Below are 16,761 nucleotides of genomic sequence, written 5' to 3'. Positions count from 1 at the left end.
GCCAGGCTACCCCCGGATCAGCGCCAGGACTCAGCCGTCACTAACGTCGCACTCTGCGTCGTCAGTGCCATCGCGGTTGAAAAGCACTGCGTTGGCAGCGACTGCGTGTAAGGCATGACATTGTTTCGTATCGATGATTTGTGACGCAGAGCGTCACGAACTGCGTACCAACGCGGAGCATTGGCACGATAATCCGATAGTCACTGAAATCCTATAGTCACTGAAGCATGCGGCGCGAGTGTGAGAAATCACTTTCTCGCCGCTTTGGCCACATCAAGCCTGCGCAGGTGGCAGGTGACTTCTTCGCGGTCGTGGTAGAGCTGTTTGCAGCCGATCGACACCCGTACACCACGCGTCTGAAAGCCTTCTTCGATACGGTCGAGCAGGCGGCGTACTTCGGCGTAGCGCTGTTTCATCGGCAGTTTGAGGTTGACCACTGCTTCGCGGCACAGGCCTTCGCCCAGCCAGGTTTCCAGCAGCGCGGCATTGCGCGCAGGCTTCTCGACGATGTCGCAGACCATCCAGTCCACCGGGTGCCGGGGTTTGTAGGTAAAACCGTCAGCCATCAAGTGCTGGACCAGCCCGGTGTCCATCAGGCTTTCCGCCATCGGCCCGTTATCGATGGCCGTCACCAGCATGCCGCGGCGCACCAGTTGATACGTCCAGCCACCCGGTGCGGCACCAAGGTCCACGCCGGTCATGTCGCCGGAAAGGCGTTCGTCCCACTGGTCTCTGGGGATGAAATGATGCCATGCCTCTTCCAGCTTCAAGGTAGAACGGCTGGGTGCCTCGCGGGGAAATTTGAGGCGCGGGATGCCCATCGGCCACATGGCAGAGTTGTCCGCATCGGCCAGACCAAGAAACACTTCACGGCCACTCTTGAACGTCAGCAACAGACGCGGCTTGCGCGGATCGTCAACCAGCTTGCCTGCCTGCATCAGGGCTTTGCGCAGCGGTGCCTCGAACTTCTTGCAGAAATTCGACAGCTCCTTGCCATCGTTGGTATCCACGACCTCAAGCCACAGGCTGCCGCAGGCCGGGAACGCTGAAAGCTGCGCAAGAATCACGCTGATGCGATCGGTTTCCGGCAACTCGAGAAACATCCCCCGCGCCCATTGCCGGGGAAAGATCAGCGCGTCGAAGCGCTGGCCATTCATCAATCGTTCGGCGCCATCCGCCTCGGTGCAGATGAATTCGGCACAGGCTGTATCGGGGCGTGCCTTGGCATACCCGGCAACGTCCAGGCGCGCAGCGTGATCGGATATCTCCGAACAGACTTCGCCTTCAAAACCGGGTCTGCAATGCATAAACATTGTATTCATGGGTTACTCCTGGGCAATGGGCACTCGGGCGTAACCCCGCAGACTTGAAAGCCGCGCATGATAGCCCAATCCAGGAACCACTGGTGCTGCAGAACAGTCCACAGCAGTTGAAGCCTGATGCGGCGCTCCCGACCTGATGCACATGGAGCCCGTTAACCGATGTTCGGAGAACAATCCAGAAAGGAGATATTCATGCCTTCCCTCGATAGCCTGAAGAGCCTGAAAACGCTCGAAATCGACGACAAGACCTACCATTATTTCAGCCTGCCGGAAGCTGCCCGCTCCCTTGGCGACCTCGACAAGCTGCCCATGTCACTCAAAGTGCTGCTGGAAAACCTGCTGCGTTGGGAGGACAACAAGACCGTCACTGGCAACGACCTCAAGGCTATTGCCGACTGGCTGACCGAGCGCCGTTCGGACCGGGAAATTCAATACCGCCCTGCCCGCGTGCTGATGCAGGACTTCACCGGTGTGCCGGCAGTGGTCGATCTGGCCGCCATGCGCGCTGCCGTGGCCAAGGCTGGTGGTGACCCGCAGCGCATCAACCCGCTGTCCCCGGTGGACCTGGTCATCGACCACTCGGTGATGGTCGACAAGTTTGGCAACGCCGAGGCGTTCGGCGAGAACGTCGACATCGAGATGCAGCGCAACGGGGAGCGCTACGCTTTCCTGCGCTGGGGCCAGAGCGCTTTCGATAACTTCAGTGTAGTGCCGCCCGGCACCGGCATTTGCCATCAGGTGAACCTCGAATATCTGGGCCGCACCGTGTGGACCAAGGAAGAGGACGGCCGCACTTACGCCTTCCCCGACACCCTGGTCGGCACCGACTCGCACACCACGATGATCAATGGCCTGGGCGTACTGGGCTGGGGCGTGGGTGGGATCGAAGCCGAGGCGGCGATGCTTGGCCAGCCAGTGTCGATGCTGATCCCGGAAGTCATCGGTTTCAGGCTGACCGGCAAATTGAAGGAAGGCATCACCGCCACCGATCTTGTGCTGACCGTCACCCAGATGCTGCGCAAGAAAGGTGTGGTCGGCAAGTTTGTCGAGTTCTACGGCGACGGCCTGGCTGATCTGCCACTGGCAGACCGGGCGACCATTGCCAACATGGCACCGGAGTACGGCGCGACCTGTGGTTTCTTCCCGGTCGATGAGGTGACGCTGGACTACCTGCGTCTGTCCGGTCGTCCTGACGAGACCGTCAAGCTGGTCGAGGCGTATTGCAAGGCTCAGGGCCTGTGGCGTCTGGCAGGTCAGGAACCGGTGTTCAGCGACAGTCTGGAACTGGACATGAGCACCGTGGAAGCCAGCCTTGCAGGCCCCAAACGTCCTCAAGACCGTGTCGCGCTGCCGAATGTATCCAAGGCATTCAGCGACTTTCTCGGTTTGCAGGTCAAGCCCGCCAAGGTCGACGAAGGTCGCCTGGAGAGCGAAGGCGGTGGCGGTGTCGCGGTTGGCAACGAGGCCCAGGTCAGCGGCGAAACCCAATATGAATACAACGGCCAGACCTATCATCTGAAAGACGGCGCTGTGGTGATCGCGGCGATCACGTCCTGCACCAACACCTCCAACCCCAGCGTCATGATGGCAGCCGGGCTGGTGGCGAAAAAAGCTGTCGAGAAAGGCCTGAAGCGCAAGCCCTGGGTGAAAAGCTCGCTGGCACCCGGTTCGAAAGTCGTGACCGACTATTACAACGCGGCAGGTCTGACCCAATACCTCGACGCCCTGGGCTTCGATCTGGTGGGTTACGGCTGCACCACCTGTATCGGTAACTCCGGCCCACTGCTTGAGCCTATCGAAAAAGCCATTCAGCAATCCGACCTGACAGTGGCCTCGGTGCTCTCGGGCAACCGCAACTTCGAGGGTCGCGTCCATCCGCTGGTCAAGACCAACTGGCTGGCATCGCCGCCTCTGGTGGTCGCCTACGCACTGGCAGGCTCGGTGCGCATCGACATCAGCAGCGAGCCGCTGGGCGAAGGGTCGGACGGCAAACCGGTTTACCTGCGCGATATCTGGCCAAGCCAGCAGGAAATCGCCGATGCGGTGGCCAGCGTCAACACCGGTATGTTCCACAAGGAATACGCCGAAGTGTTTGCCGGTGACGAACAATGGCAAGCCATCGAAGTGCCACAGGCCGCCACTTATGTCTGGCAGGACGACTCCACGTACATTCAGCACCCGCCGTTCTTCGAAGACATCGGTGGTCCATTACCGGTTATCGAAGACGTGGAAAACGCGCGCATCCTCGCCTTGCTGGGCGACTCGGTGACCACCGACCACATCTCCCCTGCCGGGAATATCAAGGTCGACAGCCCCGCCGGACGCTACCTTCAGGAAAAAGGCGTCAAATATCAGGACTTCAACTCCTACGGCTCACGCCGCGGTAACCACGAAGTGATGATGCGCGGCACTTTCGCCAATATCCGCATTCGCAACGAAATGCTCGGCGGTGAGGAAGGCGGTAACACGTTGCATGTGCCCTCCGGCGAGAAGCTGGCGATATACGATGCAGCCATGCGCTACCAGGCAGAAAATACGCCGCTGGTGATCATCGCGGGGCTGGAATACGGCACTGGCTCCAGCCGCGACTGGGCGGCCAAGGGTACTAATCTGTTAGGCGTCAAGGCTGTCATCGCCGAAAGCTTCGAACGGATTCACCGCTCGAATCTGGTCGGTATGGGCGTACTGCCTTTGCAGTTCAAGAACGGCCAGACCCGCAAGACACTGGGCCTGACCGGCAAGGAAACGCTGAAAATCACCGGACTGACCAACGCAGACGTGCAACCAGGCATGAGCCTGACCCTGCATATCAACCGCGAAGACGGCAGCAAGGAAACCGTCGACGTGCTGTGCCGCATCGACACGCTTAACGAGGTGGAATACTTCAAGGCGGGGGGCATTCTGCATTACGTGTTGCGACAGCTGATCGCTTCCTGACACGCATGCCTGACACGCAGCCTGCCCCCCGCTCAGGGGTCAGGCTCGTGCATGAAGATTTGTATAAGCTCAAACCGGCATCGCTGGACGTCGGATAGAATCCTGCGCTTCTTGAAGCAGGATGTATCTCATGAGTACGAGGCACTGGCTGGTTCTCTTTCTTCTGAGTGCTGGCTACGCGCTGGCACTGTCCTATGGCAGCCTTGCCCCTTCTGCGGCCGCAAGTTTCGGCCTGTTGCTCGTCGCCTGGTTATGCGTGGCATTGCCCTCCCATCAATACATCCGCCTTTTTGGTCATGCGCTGTTTATTGTGACGGGCCTCGCATTGGCCTTTCATCAAGCACCCGGCTTCAATAGTGCGCAAGTCATCGAGGCCACCCGATTCACGGCCGATGCCCAGGTTTTTTCCATGTCGCTTTATCTGGACAAGCCTCTGATCGGCTTCTGGCTGATACTGGCCTGCCCGTGGATCGTGCCCAGGGTCGACATGACCCATTCGCTGCAAACCGGCGTTCTGGCGTTGATCGTGACGTCAGCGTTCTGCATGACCGCAGCCGTCGTTCTCAACGTTGTCGGCTGGTCACCCAAATGGCCTGATCAAAGCCTGATATGGCTGCTCAACAACCTGTTGCTGGTGACACTGACCGAAGAACTGTTTTTCCGCGCATACCTGCAAGGCGGTCTGCAGCGCCTGTTCAAGGGCTCTAGGTTTGCGACCGCACTGTCGATCACCCTCGCTGCAAGCCTGTTCGGGCTCGCTCACGCGGGCGCCGGCTGGGAGTGGATAGTATTGGCGGGCGTGGCAGGTGTGGGGTACGGCATCGCGTTTCGTTTTGGTGGCCTGCAAGCGGCGATAATCAGTCACTTCGGTCTGAATCTGGTGCACTTCGGGCTTTTCACGTACCCCATGCTTGGCCGGTAATGCTGACTGCCCGGTCATTTGTGACGCACCGCTCAATTTATCGACACGCCGGCCGATAACACACCATAGTCTTCCGGATCGAAGGATCGAAACCCAATGCGCAACAACCAGCCCATCACTCAACATGAGCGGACTTTTCCTGCCGAGCAGCGACTGATCTCCACCACCGACACCCGCGGTACGATCACATATTGCAACGATGCCTTCGTCGATATCAGTGGTTACAGCGAGGCGGAACTGCTCGGTGCAGCGCACAACACCGTGCGTCACCCGGACGTGCCGCCTGCGGTTTTCGAGCACATGTGGACCACGCTCAAGACCGGGCAGCCGTGGATGGGCATCGTCAAGAATCGCTGCAAGAATGGCGATCATTACTGGGTCAACGCCTACGTGACGCCGATGCTGGAAAACCGCAAAGTGGTGGGTTTCGAGTCGGTACGCATCAAACCGACCGCCGAACAGATCCGTCGTGCCGAGGCGCTTTATGCTCGAATCAACAAGGGCAAGAGCGCGATACCAGGCCGCGACAAGTGGCTGCCGGTACTTCAGGACTGGCTGCCGTTCATTCTGGTCAGTCAACTGAGCTTCCTGATCGGCGTATGGCTCAACTCGCATTGGGGCTTTGCCCTGGCGGCGGCGCTTTCAGTGCCACTGGGCCTGCTGGGGCTGTCCTGGCAGCAGCGCGGCACCAAACGCTTGTTGCGCCTGGCCGAGCAGACGACCTCTGACCCGCTCATCGCACAGATGTATACCGACAGCCGTGGTCCACAAGCGCGCCTGGAAATGTCGATCCTCAGCCAGGAAGCACGTCTGAAGACTTGTCTGACGCGTTTGCAGGACACCGCCGAACATTTGACCAGTCAGGCTCGTCAGTCCAACTCGCTGGCCAATGCCAGTTCGACCGGGCTGGAGCGCCAGCGTGTGGAAACCGAGCAGGTTGCCGCTGCCATCAATCAGATGGCCGCCACCACCCAGGAAGTCGCCAGCCACGTAAACCGTGCCGCCGATGCCACTCAGCAGGCCAATCAACTGACGCGTCGCGGCCGCGATATCGCCGGTGAAACCCGCGAAGCCATTCAGCGCCTGTCCACCTCGGTGGGCGAAACCGGCCTGACCGTTACCCGACTGGCCAAGGACAGCGATGAAATCGGCGGCGTGGTCGATGTGATCAAAGGCATCGCCGACCAGACTAACCTGCTGGCTCTCAACGCGGCGATCGAAGCGGCGCGCGCTGGCGAGATGGGCCGCGGCTTTGCGGTCGTGGCGGATGAAGTACGCCAGCTGGCGCAACGCACCGCCGAGTCCACCGGGCAGATCCATGGCCTGATCGCCAAACTGCAGCAGACCGCCAACGACGCGGTACAAACCATGGACACAGGTCGCCGTCAGGCAGAAGAAGGCGTGGCCCGGGTGCTGGAAGCGGACCAGGCACTGGTGGGCATCAGCGAGGCCGTCGCCAACATCACTGACATGACCACCCAGATCGCCACCGCCACTGAAGAGCAAAGCGCCGTCGCCGAGGAGATCAACCGCAATATCGCCACCATCGCCAGCCTGGCTGACCAGACATCGGACGAAGCCCATCGCTCGGCAGTGTTGAGTGGTGAACTGACCGATACGGCAAACTCGCAGTATTCGCTGGTGGAGCGGTTTAATCGCTGAGACTTGAGACTGTTCTCAAAGCCTCGACAAACTTCGGTTGGTCGGGGCTTTTTTATGGGGTGTCAGTGTTGTGCGCGGTTAGCTTTAAATATCAATCTGACAGAATCTGAGAAGCGATCTGAAGACTGCGTAGGATATTTCTTTAACACCTTTGACGACAGCAATGTTGCACTCTTGACCATTGACAGCGAATGCATACTCCGATTAGTTGAAATTCAGGTGATGCGGTAGTTATTTATTACCCCTGTAACTATCGTTTATCACCTGAGTAAAACTTTAGCTCAGCGCCATGTGGCGCCTGGCTTTTTAACTGGAGAGAAAAATGAAAGATTCCAGCCAGCACTATCAATTTTCCGCACCACGTGTTCCAGCAGCCAGCCCTATTGATGGACTGATGCCAGTTGACAGCCTGAACCGGCCGGTGAGCGTTGAGGTTGGACTTTGGAGCAAGATGCGTCCGGGCTATGACATCCAACTGAACCTGGACGGTCATTTGGTGGGAGAACGAAAAATCCTGACTCACGATAACAGCCCTGGCGACGTAATTTATCTGGAGCTGGACGAAAAGTTTTTGGCAGAAGATCGTTCATACACCTTGTGCTTTACGACCACGAACAATATCAACCAAACTCAAGAGGACTCACCGTTTACCTCCTTGATTATCGACCGCACCGCCCCAGGCGCAGCACTGCTTGCGCCAATCATCTTCCATCAGGTCAATTTCGGCGAAGCTCTGAAAGGCATGCTTCCCGGCTACGCCGACATGCAGGCGGGCGATTGCATCCAGACCTTCTGCAATAACAGAGAAGGCCCGGTTCATGTGGTGGAGCCTGAAAACCTTGCCACCGTTCCCATGCAGATCATTTTCAGCAAAGCATTCCTGCTTGGTCTGGACAGCCAATACGTTACCATCAATTATCAGGTCATCGACCGTGCGGGCAATGTGTCACTGCTCTCGCACTCCGTGACGCTGTCAATGCAGCTTTAAGCACAGCAACCTACATTTCTTGCCTACAACCTTGACGGTTTCGCACGCTGATGCGTGCGAGACCCTAATGATAAAGTTGAGTGAATATTCCTATGCATGAGTGGGAATCTAGACAAAACGCAGTTTTTTACCTTTTGTAAGACTTATCTGTAGTTAACGTCCTACAGGTATTTCACGCAGAAAAAGTTCCAGAAAAACACCCGCACCCAGCTTTACCCTTTATTTACAGCATCCCTGACACTAATGATCAATAATTTAGTACGCACATGCTACAAAATGTAACTGCACAACCATACACAACCTATGCATGGCTTTGAAATGGGCAGACACTTGACCTGAACACTTATGTGCCTTGTAATATTTCCGCTGCCGACAACTGCCGGCATATACATAACAACTCAACTTAATGTCAATAAAAGAGTTTACGATGGATAAAGAACAATCCACGGATGTAGCGGCGCGCACCCAAAAAGAAAAAAACAACCCCAAAAGCGCGAGTGCTGTTCAAGAAGCCCCACCTCACGAGAGTCTCTACCGACAGGCGAGCCCCCTCCACCTTCCATCCGATATTTCCAGTACGCTGAAAGCACCTGTGTTGCCTAACATCGATCCTGATTCCATCAGTCACGAGCAGGCACATGCGGGCATTACCATTCATATCCCCGGGTCAGTCAAAATGTGCTGGGGTGACGAAATCCATTTCTATTGGGGGAAAAACCTGTCATCGACAACGCTTTTCCATCGGGTAGGCGAAAACAGCGTGGTACGGGTGCTGTGTATTTCCTACAACTTCACGCCCTATGTTCAGTACGGTCTGGTTGACCTGTATTACGAGCTTTATCGTGATCATCGCCTGATCGGCACATCGCCAGTGTTGCGGGTGAACGTCAACTACGCAGTGCCTGTCACGTCCCGACAGAGGCAACGCAAACGCAGGTTTACCGATCAATAACTGAAAAGCCCCCGGTGATCACTCACCGGGGGCTTTGGTGTTGCTCAGGCACTGGCCTTAAGAATCAGAATGCCAGGCGTAGCCCCACATTCGCCCCCCAGGGTTGCTCGATATGCCGACCTTTCATGTAATCGAAATCTGCATGCAGTTTCACACGCTCGGACAGCGACACCGATACCCCGGCGCCCAGTTCGCCGCGCGAACCGAACAGGCTGTTATCGAACTTCACGTCGTTGGCTTTCACCTCGTTACGGCGCGAAAACTCCTGTGCAATGGCGACACGCACATAAGGCTGAAATACCCCGCCATCCTTGAGCGCAACACTGCGGCCCAGCGAGGTGCCAACCTTGCCCAATACCGACTGGGTCTGATCGTTCTTCGCTTTCATGCCGTTGTCCAGGCGCAGCTCCTGCCCCTGAACGACAACGCTGGACAGCTGAGCGAAGGGCTCAAGGAAGTAATCATCCGCCAGCTTGATGTGGCGGCCGAACTCTACCCAGCCCCCTACCCCGTTGTTGGTGTAGTCACCCTTGGCCTTGCTTGCATCGCTCATGGCAACATCTGCCTTGTTGCGAAAGCGGTTGAGTTTGAGCACCCCGTCAACGTAGTAGCCATCGTCCGACAGCCAGGTGGCATAGGCACCTGCATAGTAGCTGTCGACTTTGCCCGTGGTGCCACGGCTCAAATCGATACCGGACGTGCTGTACCCTCCCAGCACACCCACCACCAACTGGCCGCTGCTGACCTCGACAGGCGCATCGGCACCCAGCGACAGGCCACTTTGCTTCTGCCGATAGTCGACACCATCACTGGTCGTGGCATTAAGCCTGTTGCCATAGCCACGCATCCAGCCGCCCGCCCTGCCGCTCGCGCGAACCTCGCCCATGCGCGAACGCAGGGTAGACAGCTCACTCATCCAGATGGCAGGTGCCGCGCTATAAAGCGCAAGCGCGCTCTGGGTCGAGGGGCTTATGACCTTGTCTTTACCGACGATGAACCAGTCATTGCCCTGTTGCTCCAGCAGATACGAATAGGCGCCGAGGTCGACACGCCCGCCCAGCAGGCTGAATTGCGCGTCACCACCTTCGGTATGCACCACCTTGAGCGGTGCCATGTCAGCAGAGACAACCTCCAACCCCGTGTTGCGCACCCGCAACCCGAACTGACCACTGGCCTGGCCGTTGACGTCGATGAGATCTCCGACACCGTTGTCCAGATCCACGCGCAAGCCAAACGTGCCGCCCCCTGACAACTCATTCAGCGAAAGTGTATGGAACCCTTCACCAGCAAACGAAACCCTCCCCCCGTGCAGGGAAAGCGACCTGACGGCATTGTCGCCCTGCATCTGCCAGTGACTGCCCGAGGTAATCGCCAGACGGTTGCCATTGACGATGTCGCCGTTCAATTGCGCGCCGTTTTGCAGCGTGATGTTCAGGGTGCTGGTGTCATCGGCGACAAGGTTGCCATTGAGGGTGCTGTTGTCGACGTTGAAGTTGACAGTGCTGTGATCTTCCACCTCCAGCAGGTTGCCATTTCCGGCCCATAGCTCGGAATGGTTTTGCACAGCAATGTCGGCCTCGATGTCGAGCGCAGCGCGCTGGTTTACTTTGATGGCGGCCCCGGCCAAACCCTGGACTATCGATCGGTCAATCACAGCAACGGACTTGTTTCCGACCAGTATTCCGGCTTGGGATCCATCTACCAGATGGATTCCATTCATGTCGCCTGTCACATGACTGTTGTCGGCGATCAGCACATTGGCGCCAGAAACAAAAATCCCCTGGCCACTTTTGCTTTGCGACGCAAACCCGCGCACATCGGTATTGAAAATACTCAGCGCCCCCCACAACCCGACTGAAATACCGTAGCCCGATCCCGATACATCGCTTGAATGAGCCGATACCGTGGAGCCAGGGTTGATAGAGCCCATCACTCCATGAAGAACGATGCCGCTACCTGTCGCGTTTTTCACGGTAGCGTTGGAGAGATTACCCAGCGCATCGGAAAGGCTGATACCGCTCTCAACCACGCCGGACTGAATATTGACCGTAGAGTCTCTCACGACCACCTGGTCTGCTCGCCCACCGACAATATTAAGAATACTTTGATCACCAATATGATAAGAATCGAAGGGAGTATCAGGACCTACGGTAATGATTTCAGCCCGTCTAACGGTTTCATCTGGCAACTCTTCATCCGGCCACAATCCGGTGACTGCTTCAGTGTCTAAAGACAGACCATTATTATCGCTCGATGCCGCTGCCGACGCCTGCACATTAGCTAGAGCACCAAAGGCAATCACGGCAAGTTGAAACGCGCCACCCCGCGACTTAACGACATTACTTTTTCTACTAGACACCGTCCATCTCCTCGTTTTTTTGAGAGTGGAAAGATAGCTCACTTAATTCATAAACTCTGGTCCTGTTCAATACCCAAAACGTAGGAGCATTCCCAAAATAATATAAGAACTTTCTTACAGCGAGCATCCAAATGGACGCCAAGCAAAAAATTCGCAAACCAATTAAATAATTCCCACGCAACCACTTGACCAACCCACTAAAACCCTATTACGTCCAATTGTGACTGAGAACATCATTAGCTCTTTCGCCAAGTACCAGCCAAAAAACCTCATTCAGAAACACGTTCGAAAAAGTAGGAAATCCCCTACAAAATTTTAATGACAAGGCATCTACACATGAAAAATTGCTCAAACAACTATCTCCCAACACCTGTTTCAGTTTCCGGAAACAGGCATCGAAACTTGAATCTTGTATTGACTGCACCCGATATTGCAGTCGCATTTCATGATCAGGATACGCCAGGGCTCATACCGGTCGCTGACGCATCCCAAACGTTGACGGTCGATCTCGTTGTATGGCCAGCCGCACTTCCTGGTTACACCTATCAACTGCTGTTCAACAGTATCGCGACCGGTCCCCGAAAACTGATTCTGCCCTCACATGCACCAGGAGACCCCCTGCACCTGGAGATCCCGGCCGAACTGTTGCTGGAAGGTTTCCACGATGTCGCGTACGTCGTTGTCAATCCGATCAATCAGGTAGAACAGAAATCGGAAATTTTCCGGATTCAGATCGACCGGACAGCGCCAGGCGCTCCGGAGCTTGCTGCCATACAGTTCCCAGCCGAGATCCAGAACGGTCTTACTGCCGCCGAGCTCGATCAACTGGGTGGCCAACTTGATGTACAGATTGCCGGCTACACCGGTATGGCCAAGCATGACCGCATTCTGACCAGGTGGGGAGATATCGTAGGCCCCACTGCTGTCGTCAACGAAAGCGATATGGGGCTGGACAAGGTCTCGGTCACTTTTACACGAGCGTTTCTACAAACGTTGGGGGAGGAAGAAAAGCAGGTGTGTTACCAGGTCATCGACCGTGCGGGCAACCCTTCAATCCTCTCGAACACTGTAGCGGTGAAATTAAGGCTGAAAGACTTGCCTTCTGATTATCCGGCACCTGTCATTGATCAAGCGCTAGGCGATCTGATTGATTATCTGGAAGCTCAGGCCGGAGTATTGGTCGACATCCCCCATTATCCGGGCGCAGCGGCGCTTGATAGCATCCAGCTGTTCTGGGGCACCAATAATCCCTTGACCCCTGTCTTCGTTGCACCTGGCGACGAAAATGAAGCCGTCATACTCACGTTGAAGCTGCCATTCGAGGCCATTGCCCAAGGTCCGCAAGGCGACGCAGCGGTTCATTATGAAGTGTCTCGCAACGGCGAACTGACGGGCACATCGCTGGACACCCACATAGACGTTTTTACAACACTTCCCTTCCCCACCCCCTTGAGCAACTTGACGGTACAAGGAACGAGCGTACAAAACCCGAACACCCAGGACAACTTCATCGACGAAGACGATTACGAGTTGAACGGCAGAGGAGTGGTGGCCTGGAATACGGGGTTCGAAATCAATGATGATCTGAACCTGTACTGGGGTAACCAGGTAAAAACGCAGTGGTATCAAATACGGTCTAGCGACGTTGCAGCGGCAAGAGACTTGATTATTCCGATTGATAACGAGCTGATGAAGTTGCAAGGCACCGGCGAAGCCATTCCCGTGTATTTCACAGTCACGCGTACAGGAAACCCAAACAGTATGACGAGTCCGACTCAGCCTGTAACAGTACGGTCTCGAGAAGAGCAACCCGGTGGCGAAAACGGATTGGCCGGGCCCACGTTCAATCTCACGTCCAACGGAGTGCTGGGCCCCAATGAAAATCCGGACGGTGCCGATGTAAAAGTTTCACCTTATGTCAATATTGCCGAGGGCCAGAAGATCACCTTCACGTTCAAGGGTTTTGACGACTTCAATAATCCCATCGAAGCCGCTACTTATGTGACGACTCGTAAGCTGGATGAAGTGGATGTTGTGCAAGGACATGTATTCAAGGTCCCTCAGATCAACACACTGCTTATTTGCACAGGGTTTGCGGAGGCGAGTTATACCGTCGACCCTGTCGAAGGCAGCAATCAAAGTCCGGCAAACTCCACGGTCACTCGCGTCATCGTGCATATGCTTAAACCTACCGACTTTACCTGTCTGAGTCGCTAAACCGTTGCGGGCTCACAAGGCCCGCAACTTTTAAACTTATAAGGAACACCCATGTATAACCTTGCGACTGAAAAAAAAGAAACCGTGCTGACTGCGCCAGTCATCGCAGCCGCCTTGAACGATGGGCTATTACCCATCGACAGTTTGAACACGCCCCTCGAAGTGCTGTTGAACGTCTGGCAAGGCGCGCGCCCCGGCTATACCTATCAGCTGTACTTCGATGGAGTGCTTATTGGTCTCAAGAAAGAGATCCTGCTTTCGCAGATGCCAGGTGACGACCTCATGCTGCACATTCCATCCGAGCTGTTGACCGAAGGCCGTCACTCTGTGGCTTACGCGGTCGAAAACCCGATCAATATGGTCGTCGAGTTTTCTGCCGAGACAGTTGTAATCGTAGACCTAACCCCGCCTGGCGATCCGCTGCTGGCCCCCATCATTTTCCCCACGCAGGTACAGAACGGTCTGACCTCAGAAGAACTGCAAACCATGGGTAACGTGCTTTCAGGGACGATTGCCAGCTACAACGGCATGCAGGAGGGCGATGTTGTCCGCACCTACTGGAATGATTTGCCCGGTCCGATGGCGGTGGTGAGCAGTGATGACGTGGGTCTTAAACGAACAATGGTCGACTTCGCCAGGCCGTTTCTGGAGTTGATCGGCGACATTGAGGCGCCGGTTTACTACACGATTACAGATCTGGCAGGGAATCTGTCCATGGCCTCGGAGGCGGTGGACGTGAAGCTGCAACTCGCGCAAGCAACGCCCCTGCCCACCCCAACCATAAAAGAAGCCGCCGGCAACACGCTAGACCCGGCTAACGCCCCATCCGGGGCAACCGTAGTGATCGACGCCACCGCCAACCTGAAAGCCGGCGATCAGGTGATCGTGCAATGGCAAGGGCCCAACGGCAATGACACACGGGAAAAGACGCTGACCGGCGCGGACGCGGGCAAGACGCTGGAGGTAGTGTTTGCTGCGGCGCTGGTAACGGCAAACGCAGGGCAGACGGTGGCGGTTTCTTATGTGGTCAATCGCATCAATGGTCTGGTACAGGTATCCGACACACTGGCCTTGCAGATTCTGATGGGGCAGCCCGAGCTGGTGCTGGACACTTCGCCGGTTACGCTGGCCGGCAAGGTGTATCTGCTCCCAGGCTTGCCGGAACTGTTGCCGAACTTCCCGGCCGACACCACCCTTCAGCGTCAGGCCAGTGGCGGACAGGCGCCCTATCAGTACACATCGAGCAACCCGCTGGTCGCGAAAGTGGACAGCAACGGGCTGGCCTCGGTTCGAGGCAACGGCACGGCTACCATTACGGCGACCGATGCTTGGGGCGCGAGTAAAAGCTACCTGATTACCGTCGTCGGCGTCATCCATTGCATCGGCCTGGGCAGCGGGAGCTTTTCTCAGATCAGCAAAAACGCAGGCAACAACGGCGCAAGGATTCCGACCATTCACGAACTGGTGGAGATCTATAACCTGTACGGCAATCGCTGGCCGATGGGCAACGGTAATTATTGGTCGTCCACTGTTTCAAGCGCCGGCATCGGGGGCTGGAACTGGTACTACGTGAAGAACATGGTCTCTGGCGGAAACTTCAAATTGAAGAGCCACAACTCCAGTCTTGGCGTTGGCATCAGATGATCGAAAACTGATGAACCTGTAATCATTAAACAGGGCGTTACCCGAGAGGGCAACGCCCTGCTTCTATTCATACGTTCTACAGAGTCAGGCCATGCACCACACCACATCCCCAGCCAAACGCTTTGTTCGTCCCGCGTCGTGTGAAGGCAGCTTTCAGGCCTGCGTCAATAAGCGACCGTTCAAGGTGCTTGCTCTGGCGGGCCAATTGACCCTGCGGGCTGAGCTGGAGCAGGCACCCGAGCAGTGGGTATGGAAGCTGATCGTCGACGGCAAGGTGGGCACAAAGCGAACGACTATCGGGCTGTTTCTGGACAGCAACCTGAAACCCGGTGATCACGATCTGCCAGGCCATGCCCAGATCAAAGTGATTTACAGCGAGACGCAGCACCGGCAAAACACCCTCTATCATTCAGCACACTTTCAAAACGGCACCCTGAGCCTGTTTGAAGCCAATCCCTATACCTTGCGCCTGCGCGGACGCTTCAGTTTCAGCATGTCATCGATCAATTTCGAAGTGGCCAACGGCTTTTTTGACGTACGTTGCCGATAGCTCAGGCGCGCAGAAAACGAGCAATCACTTGTGCCGACTCGACCAGGCATTGTTCATGGTTGATACCTGCCACTTTCAATGGTTTGAGGTCGTGATTGGCGGTCGGCAACCAGTGCAGTTGAATGGCGCTGGACAACGCATAACCCTCCACTGCTTCGCGATTACCCAACGCATCGCGCTCGCCCTGAACGATCAGAGCAGGTGCCTTCAGTTCAGCCAGATGGGCCACGCGTGGCTTTTCCGGCTTGCCCACGGCGTAGAACGGATACCCCAGGCAAACCAGCGCATCCACCTCCAGCTCATCGGCGATCAGGCTGGCCATTCGCCCGCCCATCGACTTGCCGCCAACAGCCAGTCGCCCAGCCACAAAAGGCCTGACCAAGGCATAGACCTCTCGCCAGCATTCCAGCAATTGCGCCTGCGGATTGGGCGGACGCTTGCTGCCGCCGTGACGCCGCAGGGCCATGTAAGGAAACTCGAAGCGCAAAACGCTGATGCCTTGCGCCGCAAGATCAGTGGCCATGCGGTTCATGAAATCGCTGTCCATCGGTGCGCCTGCGCCGTGTGCCAGCAGTAAGGTGGGCGCCTCCTGCGGGTCTGCCAGCAGGGTGGGCGTCCATAACCAGCCTTTTTCGTTGATCAGTTGCAGCCATTGATCCTTGCCGATGCCGGACTGTGGGCCTTTGCTCATGCTTGCCTCGTTCAGATGAGTCTCAGAGTAGCCCGCTACTATAACCGCGAATCCTGCGTGAATAGCGCAAGCGCAGAGCGCGTGGACGCACCGACAGGCCCTGCCGGACAGCCACCATTCAGGTCCGCCCGGTTAATCTGCCAAGGTGCATAAGGTAAAAGTACCAAGGCGATGAGCGCCCCAAACCTGACACCGCCGGGCGGTTTCATTGACGGTACTGGCCTCGCACAATTGCAACAGAACCGCTGAGTCGGTCGCCAGAGTCATATGCCTGCTCAGGCCAGTTTGCTGGGCTATGACAGATGCAGCCGCCGATTGAACATACGTGACAGTCTTTGCGCGAGTCCTGATCAACTCGTCTGTACGCGAAGGTCGCCACCGTTTTGCGCCAATCCAGCGGCAATGCGTGAACTCCGCACCCTGCAACGGGGTGCGGAATACTCGCTGACAATACAACGCAGATTATCCGCTCCGCGCTGCGGCTTCCCACACCCTTCTTTCAAAGCTAAACTCGCCG

The 16,761-nt window shown here is 56.4% G+C and carries 11 protein-coding genes; 8 read left to right on the top strand and 3 right to left on the bottom strand.

Annotation, left to right across the window (positions count from 1 at the left end; all coding sequences use genetic code 11):
* Nucleotides 1-248 precede the first annotated feature (248 nt).
* Entirely contained in the window at nucleotides 249-1,322 is a 1,074-nt protein-coding gene (rlmM, locus tag RYB09_RS26780; protein ID WP_058409178.1) for a 23S rRNA (cytidine(2498)-2'-O)-methyltransferase RlmM, read from the bottom strand.
* Between the two features lie 192 nt (nucleotides 1,323-1,514).
* Here rlmM and acnA point away from each other — a divergent pair, with 192 nt between their 5' ends.
* The 5 genes from acnA (at nucleotide 1,515) to RYB09_RS26755 (ending at nucleotide 8,783) form a co-directional block, all read left to right on the top strand.
* Complete coding sequence (gene acnA / locus RYB09_RS26775; protein ID WP_058409179.1) at nucleotides 1,515-4,259, top strand: aconitate hydratase AcnA; 2,745 nt, start codon at nucleotides 1,515-1,517, stop codon at nucleotides 4,257-4,259.
* Between the two features lie 130 nt (nucleotides 4,260-4,389).
* A complete protein-coding gene (locus tag RYB09_RS26770) occupies nucleotides 4,390-5,181 on the top strand; it encodes a CPBP family intramembrane glutamic endopeptidase (RefSeq protein ID WP_316890966.1) in 792 nt (263 codons plus the stop codon).
* A gap of 96 nt (nucleotides 5,182-5,277) precedes the next feature.
* Complete coding sequence (locus tag RYB09_RS26765; protein WP_058402127.1) at nucleotides 5,278-6,843, top strand: PAS domain-containing methyl-accepting chemotaxis protein; 1,566 nt, start codon at nucleotides 5,278-5,280, stop codon at nucleotides 6,841-6,843.
* Between the two features lie 322 nt (nucleotides 6,844-7,165).
* Nucleotides 7,166-7,831 (top strand): hypothetical protein, encoded by a 666-nt coding sequence (locus tag RYB09_RS26760; protein WP_219169621.1) that lies wholly within the window; start codon nucleotides 7,166-7,168, stop codon nucleotides 7,829-7,831.
* Between the two features lie 427 nt (nucleotides 7,832-8,258).
* A complete protein-coding gene (locus RYB09_RS26755; RefSeq protein WP_058402125.1) occupies nucleotides 8,259-8,783 on the top strand; it encodes a hypothetical protein in 525 nt (174 codons plus the stop codon).
* A gap of 64 nt (nucleotides 8,784-8,847) precedes the next feature.
* Here the strand turns inward: RYB09_RS26755 and RYB09_RS26750 are convergent, their stop codons facing one another.
* A complete protein-coding gene (locus tag RYB09_RS26750; RefSeq protein WP_316890970.1) occupies nucleotides 8,848-10,713 on the bottom strand; it encodes an autotransporter outer membrane beta-barrel domain-containing protein in 1,866 nt (621 codons plus the stop codon).
* Nucleotides 10,714-11,478: 765 nt separating this feature from the next.
* On the opposite strand from RYB09_RS26750, the gene RYB09_RS26745 reads away from it, so the two are divergent.
* The 3 genes from RYB09_RS26745 to RYB09_RS26735 all read left to right on the top strand — a co-directional run bounded on the left by RYB09_RS26745 (nucleotide 11,479) and on the right by RYB09_RS26735 (nucleotide 15,553).
* Nucleotides 11,479-13,359: a hypothetical protein gene (locus RYB09_RS26745; RefSeq protein ID WP_316890962.1), complete on the top strand. Its 1,881-nt coding sequence runs from the start codon at nucleotides 11,479-11,481 to the stop codon at nucleotides 13,357-13,359.
* Nucleotides 13,360-13,410: 51 nt separating this feature from the next.
* A complete protein-coding gene (locus RYB09_RS26740; protein WP_316890960.1) occupies nucleotides 13,411-15,003 on the top strand; it encodes an Ig-like domain-containing protein in 1,593 nt (530 codons plus the stop codon).
* Nucleotides 15,004-15,094: 91 nt separating this feature from the next.
* Nucleotides 15,095-15,553: a hypothetical protein gene (locus RYB09_RS26735; RefSeq protein WP_122258527.1), complete on the top strand. Its 459-nt coding sequence runs from the start codon at nucleotides 15,095-15,097 to the stop codon at nucleotides 15,551-15,553.
* Between the two features lies 1 nt (nucleotide 15,554).
* Here the strand turns inward: RYB09_RS26735 and RYB09_RS26730 are convergent, their stop codons facing one another.
* Nucleotides 15,555-16,244 carry an alpha/beta family hydrolase gene (locus RYB09_RS26730; protein WP_193600958.1) on the bottom strand — a complete coding sequence of 230 codons (690 nt, stop codon included), beginning with the start codon at nucleotides 16,242-16,244 and terminating at the stop codon, nucleotides 15,555-15,557.
* Nucleotides 16,245-16,761: the final 517 nt, after the last annotated feature.

The sequence above is a fragment of the Pseudomonas syringae group sp. J254-4 genome (genome assembly GCF_032586855.1).
In the GTDB taxonomy this organism is placed as follows: domain Bacteria; phylum Pseudomonadota; class Gammaproteobacteria; order Pseudomonadales; family Pseudomonadaceae; genus Aquipseudomonas; species Aquipseudomonas amygdali.
Note: the sequence above shows the minus strand (reverse complement) of the source record. Positions and strands in the feature narration are given on the sequence as shown.

Bases quoted from the DNA above. Each gene is read 5' to 3' on its own strand.
- rlmM (WP_058409178.1), bottom strand. From the start codon at position 1,322: ATGAATACAATGTTTATGCATTGCAGACCCGGTTTTGAAGGCGAAGTC.
- acnA (WP_058409179.1), top strand. From the start codon at position 1,515: ATGCCTTCCCTCGATAGCCTGAAGAGCCTGAAAACGCTCGAAATCGAC.
- RYB09_RS26770 (WP_316890966.1), top strand. From the start codon at position 4,390: ATGAGTACGAGGCACTGGCTGGTTCTCTTTCTTCTGAGTGCTGGCTAC.
- RYB09_RS26765 (WP_058402127.1), top strand. From the start codon at position 5,278: ATGCGCAACAACCAGCCCATCACTCAACATGAGCGGACTTTTCCTGCC.
- RYB09_RS26760 (WP_219169621.1), top strand. From the start codon at position 7,166: ATGAAAGATTCCAGCCAGCACTATCAATTTTCCGCACCACGTGTTCCA.
- RYB09_RS26755 (WP_058402125.1), top strand. From the start codon at position 8,259: ATGGATAAAGAACAATCCACGGATGTAGCGGCGCGCACCCAAAAAGAA.
- RYB09_RS26750 (WP_316890970.1), bottom strand. From the start codon at position 10,713: ATGGGCTCTATCAACCCTGGCTCCACGGTATCGGCTCATTCAAGCGAT.
- RYB09_RS26745 (WP_316890962.1), top strand. From the start codon at position 11,479: ATGAAAAATTGCTCAAACAACTATCTCCCAACACCTGTTTCAGTTTCC.
- RYB09_RS26740 (WP_316890960.1), top strand. From the start codon at position 13,411: ATGTATAACCTTGCGACTGAAAAAAAAGAAACCGTGCTGACTGCGCCA.
- RYB09_RS26735 (WP_122258527.1), top strand. From the start codon at position 15,095: ATGCACCACACCACATCCCCAGCCAAACGCTTTGTTCGTCCCGCGTCG.
- RYB09_RS26730 (WP_193600958.1), bottom strand. From the start codon at position 16,244: ATGAGCAAAGGCCCACAGTCCGGCATCGGCAAGGATCAATGGCTGCAA.